Annotated in this window: 12 protein-coding genes; 5 read left to right on the forward strand and 7 right to left on the reverse strand. The window is 64.9% G+C overall.

The annotated features are described in order from the left end of the window. From Q0176_RS00700 to Q0176_RS00720, 5 genes are all read right to left on the reverse strand, one after another. Positions 1-437: hypothetical protein (locus Q0176_RS00700; RefSeq protein WP_299298034.1), on the reverse strand; the 437-nt coding region annotated here is incomplete at its 3' end. Positions 438-714: 277 nt separating this feature from the next. After that, positions 715-1,383 (reverse strand): tRNA (adenosine(37)-N6)-threonylcarbamoyltransferase complex dimerization subunit type 1 TsaB, encoded by a 669-nt coding sequence (gene tsaB / locus Q0176_RS00705; RefSeq protein WP_299298036.1) that lies wholly within the window; start codon positions 1,381-1,383, stop codon positions 715-717. 22 nt (positions 1,384-1,405) lie between these two features. After that, entirely contained in the window at positions 1,406-1,903 is a 498-nt protein-coding gene (gene tsaE, locus Q0176_RS00710; RefSeq protein ID WP_299298038.1) for a tRNA (adenosine(37)-N6)-threonylcarbamoyltransferase complex ATPase subunit type 1 TsaE, read from the reverse strand. Next, positions 1,900-2,175, reverse strand: coding sequence for a hypothetical protein (locus Q0176_RS00715; RefSeq protein ID WP_299298040.1), 276 nt, complete (start codon positions 2,173-2,175; stop codon positions 1,900-1,902). The genes tsaE and Q0176_RS00715 overlap by 4 nt, the downstream gene beginning before the upstream one ends. Beyond that, positions 2,172-3,023, reverse strand: a complete 852-nt coding sequence (locus Q0176_RS00720; RefSeq protein WP_299298042.1) for an NAD(P)H-hydrate dehydratase — start codon at positions 3,021-3,023, stop codon at positions 2,172-2,174. The genes Q0176_RS00715 and Q0176_RS00720 overlap by 4 nt, the downstream gene beginning before the upstream one ends. Positions 3,024-3,236: 213 nt before the next feature. Here Q0176_RS00720 and Q0176_RS00725 point away from each other — a divergent pair, with 213 nt between their 5' ends. From Q0176_RS00725 to Q0176_RS00745, 5 genes are all read left to right on the forward strand, one after another. After that, complete coding sequence (locus Q0176_RS00725; RefSeq protein ID WP_299298044.1) at positions 3,237-3,512, forward strand: metal-sensing transcriptional repressor; 276 nt, start codon at positions 3,237-3,239, stop codon at positions 3,510-3,512. A gap of 86 nt (positions 3,513-3,598) precedes the next feature. Then, entirely contained in the window at positions 3,599-5,737 is a 2,139-nt protein-coding gene (locus tag Q0176_RS00730; RefSeq protein ID WP_299298046.1) for a heavy metal translocating P-type ATPase, read from the forward strand. A gap of 99 nt (positions 5,738-5,836) precedes the next feature. Continuing rightward, a complete protein-coding gene (locus Q0176_RS00735) occupies positions 5,837-7,177 on the forward strand; it encodes an MATE family efflux transporter (RefSeq protein ID WP_299298048.1) in 1,341 nt (446 codons plus the stop codon). A 166-nt stretch (positions 7,178-7,343) separates the two neighbouring features. Continuing rightward, a complete protein-coding gene (locus tag Q0176_RS00740) occupies positions 7,344-7,964 on the forward strand; it encodes a DUF3793 family protein (protein ID WP_299298050.1) in 621 nt (206 codons plus the stop codon). Positions 7,965-8,042: 78 nt separating this feature from the next. Continuing rightward, complete coding sequence (locus Q0176_RS00745) at positions 8,043-8,471, forward strand: flavodoxin (protein ID WP_299298052.1); 429 nt, start codon at positions 8,043-8,045, stop codon at positions 8,469-8,471. A 115-nt stretch (positions 8,472-8,586) separates the two neighbouring features. Here the strand turns inward: Q0176_RS00745 and Q0176_RS00750 are convergent, their stop codons facing one another. Next, positions 8,587-8,940, reverse strand: a complete 354-nt coding sequence (locus tag Q0176_RS00750) for a cupin domain-containing protein (protein ID WP_299298054.1) — start codon at positions 8,938-8,940, stop codon at positions 8,587-8,589. Positions 8,941-9,162: 222 nt separating this feature from the next. Next, positions 9,163-9,672, reverse strand: a complete 510-nt coding sequence (locus Q0176_RS00755) for a PH domain-containing protein (RefSeq protein WP_299298056.1) — start codon at positions 9,670-9,672, stop codon at positions 9,163-9,165. Positions 9,673-9,760 lie beyond the last annotated feature (88 nt).

The following is a 9,760-nucleotide window of genomic DNA, read 5'->3' on the forward strand; positions in this document are numbered from 1 at the left end:
GCAACAACGCCAAAAATGAAGAAGATAATCCAATCTCGCACGGATCGCAGACAGGGATCGGCTTTCAACATACGGAAGGCAATACCTGCCAGCATACCCTGGAAAAAGTTCCCTGGAATATAAGCCAGCGAAACCGGTAAAGGAGCGCTACCCGACATTGCATTCGATATAATCGGGAAAACCACGGAGGCAATCCCCCCCCACATTCCATACCAAATGCTTCCCACAGATTGGATGGCCTGTGCCGGCCAAAAAGCGGTAACGAACCCCAGAGGCACGGCCAAGCTGCCAAATGTCCCGACAACAATGCCAATCCCAGAAAAAAGTGCTACGATGACAATATGTGCAATACCTGGGGGACGTGTCTCTCCATCCGCAAATTCCCAAATCTTACGGGTTTCAAGACATTGATCCGTAGAGCTCTTCACCATTTCCATGTTCCTCCTTTATTTTTATGAATCAAAAATATTGAGGCACTATTTTAGTAATATACTCTCTTACCCAAGGGAAGTCAAACAATATTTTTAACAAAACCCTTTATTACAAGACGTTTTAGTTAATATGGAACGGACCGTTTTATAATGACTTCGATCTTTCTCGTGAATTTTGAACCAACTAAAGTTGCCTATCCTAACCGCAGAAAGAGCATCAGGCATTTCTACGTCTATCAGGAAACCGCCGACGACGAACAAACTCGGCGACAAAAAATACGGATCAGACCGTCCCCTGGGGCGCCCGGCAGTACACGGCCCGGAGCTCGAGGGGCGAGACCGCGAGAGCGCGCCGGTCCCACGCCAATTCGGCCGCCTTCGCGACGTCCGGGCGAATCGGGATGATGGGGAAGGTCAGCCCCGCGGCCTCGGCGGCCCGGCCGGGGTCGTCGGAGACCGCGGCGGCCCCCGAACGCCCCTTCATCCACGCCCCCAGGGGCTCCCCTCCGTACTCGCCCACGGGAAGAGCATCGGATCCGGAGCCGAACGAGGCCGCGTAGACGAATCCGCGCCCCGCGTAGACCACCGCCAGGACCTCCCCTTCCGAAAAAGCCGGGTGGGACGAGGCCAGCATCTCCAGGGACGATACGGGGACGATCCGCACCCCCAGCCCGTAGGCCAGCGCCGCCGCATAGGCGACGCCCACGCGGATGCCCGTGAAGTACCCGGGGCCGCTCGTCACCGCCATCAAGTCGATGTCGGCGAACGTCATGCCCGCCGCCGCCAGGACGCGCTCCGCCATCAGGGGCAGCTCCGCCGCCTGCCGCCGCCCCAGGTCCTCGCTCTCCTGCGACAGGACCTCGCCGCACCGAGCAACGGCCGCGCCGGTGAGGCGCAGGCTGCAATCCAGGACCAACATCACATCATCTTTCATTTTTTTCATCGAGTTCATCGAGGGGATTCCTCCGGGCCATTCACAAAAGCTCCGCGCCGGGGCAGTCCTTCGCACCGGCGAGCAGGGCGTCCGCCGCCTCGTCCGCCCGCTCCCCGACGGAGCGAACCTCGAACACGCGTTCCTCCTCCCCCCGCACACCCAGCGCCACGTTCAGCACCTCCGTCCCCGGCGGAAAGCGCCAGCGTTCCGGCCACTCCACCATCAGCACGGCATCCCCGGCCCCGGCGTACTCCTCCAGGCCCAGCTCGTCCACCCCCTCGGGGTCCAGACGGTAGAGATCCGCATGGGCCAGGAGGAAGCGCTCCGTGCGGTACTCGTTGATCAGGGTAAAGGAGGGGCTGCGCACGCCGTCAACGCCCAGCGCGTTCCCCACCCCCTTGACGAAGGCGGTCTTGCCGGCCCCCAGATCTCCCGCGAGCAATACGGTCACGCCGGGCAGCAGGGCCATCCCCAGGACCCGCCCGAGGCACCGCGTCGCCGCCTCGGACCGGGAGGCGATCCGAAACGCCGCCCTCATGATTCCCTCCCCTCGGATTCCCTCTCCTCGCGCTCCCGCCGCAGACGCTCGCGCCGCCTCAGGACGACGCGAAACAGGAAGACGCCAAGAACCAGACAGGCAATCGCGACGACCTTGCGCGGCATGGAGACGTCGACGCCGCCCATCCGTCCCACCCCGAAGATGACCCCCAGGGCCACGGCGAGGCTCAGGGCGCTCAGGGCGAACCCTCTCCTCCGGATGCGGTCCGTCTTCCGAATCTCCTCGTCCCAGTCCACCCGCCGGCGCCTCATGAACGCAGCGCCTCTATCGCAGGACGCAGGGCATCCGCAATCTCGGAGGCCAGCACGCCGTCCACGCCTCCGGAGCGCAGGCGGGCCCCCGCCATGCCGTGCAGGGAGGCGCCCAACAGCGCCGCGTCCCGCGCCGCAAGCCCCATCGCCAGGAAGGCCCCGATACAGCCGGAGAGCACATCGCCCGAGCCGGGGACGGAGAGCTCCGGCCCGCCCCAGCTCAAACGGCGGGCCGCCTCCTCCCCGCGACAGGCCACAATCGTGGGGTTCCCCTTGAGCAGCACGCAGCCCCAACGCTCCGCCAGTCGCCGCGCCGCGCTCGGGCGATCGCCTCGCACGGCATCCGACGAGATCCCCAGAAGGCGGGCGGCCTCCCCCTCGTGGGGGGTCAGCACCGCGTCGTCCCGGGGGGGACAGGCCGAGACCGCAACGCCGGACAGGGCGAACAGGCCGTCGCCATCCACCAGAAGGGGCTTGGGCCATCGGACCCAGAGCTCCCGAACCACGTTCAGGGACTCGGCCGCGCGCCCCAGCCCCGGCCCCAGGACCGCAGCGGCAAGGGAGGGAGCCTCGTTCAAGGCCGTCCGGGCCCAGTCCCCCACCTCCTGCAGATGGACGACCTCGGGGATCCGCGCCGCGCAGGCGGCGCACACCGCGGGGGACGAGAGCAGGCTGACGACCCCGCTTCCGCTGCGCAGCGCCGCCAGGGCGGACAGGGCGGGAGCGCCCGGATAACGGTCGGAACCGCCCACGACAAGCAGCCGCCCGCGGTCCCCCTTGTGCATGTCGGCCGGACGGCCCGGCAGAAGCGCCGCCGCCTCGGCCCTCGAAAAATCCTGGAGCGGCATATACGTCCCCCCATAACGAAGCCGAAATCGAAAGAGCGGGCCAGGCCCGCGCTTCCTCATTATACCGCCCTCCGCCCGGAGGCGGCCGGGCTACGGCCATTTCCGCCAGCGCCCCCAATCCCTACGATTTTTCTTGACATCTTCCGAAAAAGAGATACCCTAGAGGGGTATATGAATACCCCATAGGGGTATCGAGAGGGGCGATGGGATTTCATGTTGCAATGCATCGATGAGAAGGACATCGTTCGCCGTCTCAGGAGGATCGAGGGCCAGGTGCGCGGGCTCGTGCGGATGGTGGAGGAGGACAAGCCCTGCGAGGACATCCTCATCCAGATCGGCTCGGTCAAGGCGGCCCTGCACAAGGTGGGGCAGTACATCCTGGAGGGACACCTGCACCACTGCGTCCTAGACGGCATCCGGCAGGGCAACGGCGAAGAGGTCCTGGACCGCCTCTCCGGGGCCCTGGAGCAGTTCTCCCGCCTGGTGTGATCTTCCGCGCCCCGTCCTCCGGCCCTGTCGGAGCGCGGAGGCCCGTGGGGTGCGGACCATTGGAATGTGGATTGGAGGGCGAAGCCATGAGCGGTGCGGAGATGAAACTCGGGCCGGGGGACGGCGTCCCCTGCGGAGGACACGGGCATGAGGAAGGCTGCGGCGGACATCACGAACATCGACATCAGACACACCGATATCACGAACATCACCAAGACGAAGATGCCTGCGGGGAAACCTGCGGCTGCGGTCACGGCCATGACGAACCCCACGGGCACGGTTCCATGGAAGGGCACGGATGTGAAGAGCACGGAAACGAGGGACACGGGTGCGAGGGGTGCTGCGGTATCTGCTCGGGCCATTCCGGAGAGGAGGACGAGCCGGACTTCTGGGAGCTCGCCGTTCAGTTCATGGGGTTTCTGGTCCTGCTTGTGGGGTTCTTCATAGGCGATTCGCTCCCGCCCGTCCGGCGCGGCATCTTCTATGGCGTCCCCTGGCTGCTCTGCGGAATGCCGGTGCTGCGCCACGGGTGGAGCAGCCTGCGCAGAGGGGACTTCTTCAACGAGTTCACCCTCATGGGCGGGGCGTCCCTGGCGGCCGTCGGCCTGGGGGAACTGCCGGAGGCCCTGGCCGTCATGGTCCTCTATCAGCTTGGGGAGTGGCTACAGGGGCGGGCGGCGGGCCGTTCGCGCCGGTCCGTCCGGGCCCTGCTCGCCGAGAAGCCCAAGGTGGCCCACGTTCTGGATGGGGACGACATCGAGGACCTCCCCCCGGAGGCCGTGACGACGGGCATGAAGGTGGTGGTCCGGCCGGGGGAGAGGATTCCGGTGGACGGCACGGTCGTCTCCGGGGAGTCTCAGGTCGACACCGCCTCCATCACGGGTGAGTCGGTCCCCGTGCGCACCGTGGCCGGCTCGAGGGTCTACGGCGGGACGGTCTGCCTGGACGGCTCGCTGGTCGTGGAGGCGTCCGGCCCCTTCGAGTCCTCGGAGATCGCCCGCGTGCTGGACATGGTGGAGCGCGCCGCGGCGAACAAGTCCCCCGTGGAGCGGTTCATCTCGCGCTTCGCGGCCTGGTACACTCCCGCAATCTTCGGGGTCGCCCTGCTGACGCTTCTGGTTCCGCCCCTCGTCCTCGGAGGAGGATGGCGGGAGTGGTTCTACCGCTCCCTCGTGGTGCTGATGGTCTCCTGCCCCTGCGCCCTGGTCATCTCCGTGCCGCTGGGGTACTTCGGGGGCATCGGGGCCGCGTCGAGGCGGGGCATCCTGGTCAAGGGCGGAAGCGTCCTCGATGTGATGAGCGGGATCACCGCAGTGGCCTTCGACAAAACCGGCACGCTGACGGAGGGGGTGTTCAAGGTCACGGCCGTCATCCCCGCAAAGGGGGTGGCGGAGAAGGAGCTCCGGGAGGCGGCCCGCGTCGCCGAGGCCCTGTCGGGACATCCCCTGGCCCGCTCCGTCCGGGAGGCCTTCGGGACGGTCAACCCCGGGGATATCGAGGCCACGGAGGCCGCCGGCAAGGGCGTGCGCGCCATCCGGAACGGCGAGGCGTTCTATGCGGGCAGGGCCGAGTGGCTCCGGGAGAACGGGGTGGACGCCCTCGAGGCCCGGGGCGATTCTTCGGCCACCCTGATCTATGTGGGGCGGGACAAGCGCTTTCTGGGGACGGTCGCGGTCTCGGACGTCATACGGCCCGACGCCCCCCGGACCATCAAAGCGCTGCACGACAGGGGGATCCGAAGCTACATGCTGACGGGAGACCGCAGGGACACCGCGGAGCGCGTGGCCGGAGAGCTGGGGATGGACGGCTTTCGCGCCGGGCTCCTGCCCGAGATGAAGGTGGAGGCCTTCCGGGAGCTGACGGAGGACCGGCCGGCCGCCTTCGTGGGGGACGGGGTGAACGACGCCCCGCTTCTGGCCTCGGCCCACGTGGGGATCGCCATGGGGGCCCTGGGCTCCGACGTCGCCATCGAGGCGGCGGACGCCGTGCTCCTCAACGACTCGCCCTCGCGCGTGGCGGAGCTGGCGGAGATCGCACGGCGGACGTGCAGCATCGTGAGACAGAACATCGCGGCCTCGCTGGGCGCCAAGTTCCTCTTTCTTGTCCTGGGATTCATCGGCTCCATCGGACTGTGGGAGGCCATCTTCGCCGACGTCGGGGTGGCGCTGCTGGCCGTCCTGAACTCGGCCAGGGCCGGAAGGGGGACGGAACGGCCCTCCGCGTGACGCATCCCGATGCCCGACCGTATTTTGGACATTCACCCGGCAAGGTCGGCACAAATGACGTAAAATAAGGGGAAACCAGGTACGGGGACAAGGGGTGGCATGATGCGGGACGTCGAGGCGCTCGGGCGCGAACCTATGGGGAAACTTCTTCTGCGTCTATCGACGCCCTCCGTGGTGGGGATGCTGGTTCAATCCCTCTACAACGTCGTGGACGCTTTTTTCGTCGGGCGCAGCGTCGGGCCTCAGGGCATCGCGGCCGTCTTCTCCGCCTTTCCCGTCCAGATCGTGGTCATGGCCTTCGCCCTGCTGCTGGGCTCGGGCGGGGTGTCCCTGATATCCAGAAGCCTGGGCGCGCGCGACGTCGACCGTGCGGAACGCGCACTGGGGACGATCACGTCGGTCTCGCTGATCCTGGGGGCGATCATGGCATGGGCCATCGCCCTCTTTGCGGAACCCCTGGTGCGCGTTCTCGGCGCCTCGGAATCCATCGTCCGCGACTCCATCGTCTACGTCCGCATCGTGGGTCTCTCGATCCCGGCCTTCTCCTATTCCATCGTCAGCAACAGCGCCGCGAGGGGCGAGGGCAACGCCCGGCTCGCCATGGTCACCATGCTGATATCGGGGCTGATGAACGTACTCCTGGACGCAGTCTTTATCTTCAACCTCGGGATGGGCGTGGCGGGGGCGGCCTGGGCCACCGCCATCAGCCAGACGCTGGGGGCGGTCTGGCTCGCCTGGTATTACCTCTCCGGAAGAAGCGTGCTGAGGCTGAGGGCGGATTGTCTCCGGCCCCAACCCAGGCTCCTGGCCGAGATCGTCCGGGTGGGGACGTCCGCCTTCTTCAACCAGATCGGAATCGCCCTCACGATCGGGTTTCTGAACAACACCTTCGCGAGGTACGGAGGGGATGCGGGGATGGCGGCGTACGGCATCATCCAGCGCACCAACTCCCTGATCGTGATGCCGATCCTCGGGATGAACCAGGGGATGGTGCCCATCGTCGGCTACAACTGGGGGGCCGGAAACCTCAAGCGCGTGTGGCAGGCCCTCAAGCTGTCGGCCCTGACCGCCACGGCGATCTGCTGCCTAGGCTCCTGCGCCCTGCTCCTCTTCCCGGACCGGCTCTTCGCGATCTTCTCCGACGACCCGGAGCTGATCGCCCAGGGCGTCACGGGCGCCCGGTTCATTGCGTTCGGCATCGTGTTCGCCGGCTTCCAGATCCTTTTCTCCGGGTTCTACCAGGGGATCGGGCGGGGGATTCCCTCGCTTTGCTTCTCGGTGCTGCGTCAGTTTCTGTTGATCATCCCGCTGGTATGGAGCCTGTCGGGCCTCTTCGGGCTGAAGGGCGCATGGTGCGCCTTCCCCATCACCGATACGGTATCGTTCCTCCTGGCCTCCCTCTACTTTTGGGTCAACGGACGCCGCCTGCTTGGGCATTGACGGGGGACCAACCCCGTCCCCCTTTCCTGTCGCCGTCATCCCATCCCCTTTTCCTGCTTGACAAAAAATGCATTTCGATATAAGTTTTCAATGTCAAACATAAAATTTTTTGTTTGAGCCACAAGCGGGGCTTTACGGCAGTTTTTGCTGGCGGGAGGCTTTTACGATGGATGCGGCGGCGATGAAAAAACCGATTATCCAAAGCTTGATGGAATCGATTCGGGAGACGGACACGGAGGAATATCTCAAGGCCCTCGTGTTCTGTTTTGGGGCGCCAACAATAAAAGGCCTCAAAGCGGCGACCCTGCTCAACCTCAGGCGCGACGGGGAGGATGTCCGGGCCCTGTGGAGGGCACGGGGCGAGAGTTGGCTGCATCCCCTGGGCGTGGAGGCGGTGCTGCTCAACGGCCGGGCGGCCTCCGCTTCAGGCAGCGCGCTGGTCATGATCTATCGACGCAGGCTGCTGGAGCGGATTCTGGCCTCGAAGGCCGTGCGCGACATCCTTGCGGATCGGGGGTACGTCTTCCCCTTCGGTCTGGACGCCTGCCTGGAACACCTCCAGAAGCGCTTTCGCCTCGAGTTTCCCCACGAGATCGGCCTTTTTCTCGACTATCCTCCCGAGGACGTCAGGGGATTCCTGGAGCACAGAGGGGCCAAAAGCCTGGCTGTGGGGTACTGGAAGGTTTACGGCAACGTTGAGAAGGCCCGCCGCGCCTTCAGGCGGTATCGGCGGGCGGAGTGCGACGCGGCCCGTTCCCTGTTGAACGGGAACGGCTTTCGTCTGTAGTCGGCCAAGGCGGCAAGGACTTCGAAGTGCTGGGGCCCTGCGGCCGAGGGAGCCGAAAAGAACGAGGAGGTCTGTGGAATGTCGAAGATTATGGTGGTCTACTGGTCGGGCACGGGCAATACCGAGAAGATGGCGGAGGCGATTGCCAAGGGAGCCGAGGGAAAGGGCGCCGCGGTGGAGTGCAAGAACGTGGCGAACGTTGCCGTGGCCGATCTTGCGGGTTACGATGTCGTGGCCTTCGGGTCCCCCTCGATGGGCGTCGAGGTCATCGAGGAGGGAGAGATGGAGCCGTTCTTCGCCGAGGCGCTTCCGGGGCTGAAGGGGAAGAAGGTCGCCATCTTCGGTTCCTACGGATGGGGCGACGGGGAGTGGCTGCGCACGTGGGCCGACCGCTGCCGCAGCGGCGGCGTAACGCTCATGGACGACGGCCTGGCGGTCAACGAGACGCCGGACGATGCGGCCATTGCGAACTGCACGGCCTGGGGGGAGAAGCTGGCGGCGTTCTGATCCGTCCCCTATCCCGCCGGACTGGAATACAAAAGGGACCGCCCTGCCGGGCGGCCCCTTTTTTGCCGCCCCGCATCTCGGTCCCCTCGAGGTCAGGAGTTTTCCCAGCCGACCGTCACTCCGCGATCACGGCCATAAGCGTCAGGGGCCCCTCCCGCGATACCTCGAGCCCATGCCGCTGTCCCCGCATCGTCAGGGAGACGTCGCCCGGCCCCACCTCGCGCCGGGACCCATCGTCGTCCGTATAGATTCCCTTACCGGAGAGGACGATGTAGATCTCCTCGTCCGTTTCATGCGTGTGGAGCCCGATGCTCGACCCCGCTTCGAAGGTCATCCTGCTCACCATTTTGAAGCGGCTCTCCGCCGGGCCCTCGCCGCGCGCTATCGCGGAAAGACACTGAGCCTCCCCGACTCCCCCCTGGATCTCACGCCTTATCGTCGATTTCTGTTCGGCCGTCTTGAACAGCATGGCACATCCCGCCCCTCCATGTTTTTGTGCCCCGCGTTTCTCAAAAAAGCAACGCCGGGCAAAGCCTCCCGCTCCACAAAAAATTATACCCTCCCCGGATGGCTTCGGCCCTCGCCGGAGGATGAACGCCCCCGGCCCGAGGAACAAAAAACACGGGCCTCGGAATTTTCCGGAGCCCGTGCCGCATTGTTCCCCCATGACGTCGGGACGGCCAACCTGTCGCTACGCCCGGGCTTTGTCTCCGTTCGCCCCGTCCGTCTGCGGCTTGTCCTCAACACGCGCGCGCTCCTGAATCTGGTTGCGGATATCGTGAGGCGAAGGCATGTTGGCGACAAGAATCTCGTAGCCGTCGGTTCCGGAGGAGGCGACGGCGATATCCCCCACGTTCAGAATGCGCTGTATGATCCGCTGGGTCACCTGAACGGTCCGGATGCTGCGCATCCCGATCTCTATGGACTCCCGCTTCAGGATGCCCTTCTCGAAGGCGACCTCGTCGGGACGGACGATCAGCGTGGTCTCCATGCGCTTGAAGAACATATTGCCGAAGACGACGAGGACGAACAGCACGAAAAACCCCCATAGAGCTTTCTGATAGGCGGCATCCATGGAGACATTGAGTGAGACGATGGCGACCAGCACGAGACATGCGACCATCGCCGCAATGTGCAGACAGAAGCTCCTCCATGCGGGCTTGTAAACGTACTCTTCCTTGTTTTGCGCTTCCTTGTTCATCGTACCGGCCTTCCCTTCGGATTGTCTTGTTTTTTCAGGACCTGATTTCCCGCTTCCATCTCGGCTCGAACCTGCCTTGGCTCAAAAC

It is taken from the genome of uncultured Fretibacterium sp., from assembly GCF_938040765.1.
Taxonomy (GTDB): domain Bacteria; phylum Synergistota; class Synergistia; order Synergistales; family Aminobacteriaceae; genus CAJPSE01.

Bases quoted from the DNA above. Each gene is read 5' to 3' on its own strand.
- tsaB (WP_299298036.1), bottom strand. From the start codon at position 1,383: ATGAACTCGATGAAAAAAATGAAAGATGATGTGATGTTGGTCCTGGAT.
- tsaE (WP_299298038.1), bottom strand. From the start codon at position 1,903: ATGAGGGCGGCGTTTCGGATCGCCTCCCGGTCCGAGGCGGCGACGCGG.
- Q0176_RS00715 (WP_299298040.1), bottom strand. From the start codon at position 2,175: ATGAGGCGCCGGCGGGTGGACTGGGACGAGGAGATTCGGAAGACGGAC.
- Q0176_RS00720 (WP_299298042.1), bottom strand. From the start codon at position 3,023: ATGCCGCTCCAGGATTTTTCGAGGGCCGAGGCGGCGGCGCTTCTGCCG.
- Q0176_RS00725 (WP_299298044.1), top strand. From the start codon at position 3,237: ATGTTGCAATGCATCGATGAGAAGGACATCGTTCGCCGTCTCAGGAGG.
- Q0176_RS00730 (WP_299298046.1), top strand. From the start codon at position 3,599: ATGAGCGGTGCGGAGATGAAACTCGGGCCGGGGGACGGCGTCCCCTGC.
- Q0176_RS00735 (WP_299298048.1), top strand. From the start codon at position 5,837: ATGATGCGGGACGTCGAGGCGCTCGGGCGCGAACCTATGGGGAAACTT.
- Q0176_RS00740 (WP_299298050.1), top strand. From the start codon at position 7,344: ATGGATGCGGCGGCGATGAAAAAACCGATTATCCAAAGCTTGATGGAA.
- Q0176_RS00745 (WP_299298052.1), top strand. From the start codon at position 8,043: ATGTCGAAGATTATGGTGGTCTACTGGTCGGGCACGGGCAATACCGAG.
- Q0176_RS00750 (WP_299298054.1), bottom strand. From the start codon at position 8,940: ATGCTGTTCAAGACGGCCGAACAGAAATCGACGATAAGGCGTGAGATC.
- Q0176_RS00755 (WP_299298056.1), bottom strand. From the start codon at position 9,672: ATGAACAAGGAAGCGCAAAACAAGGAAGAGTACGTTTACAAGCCCGCA.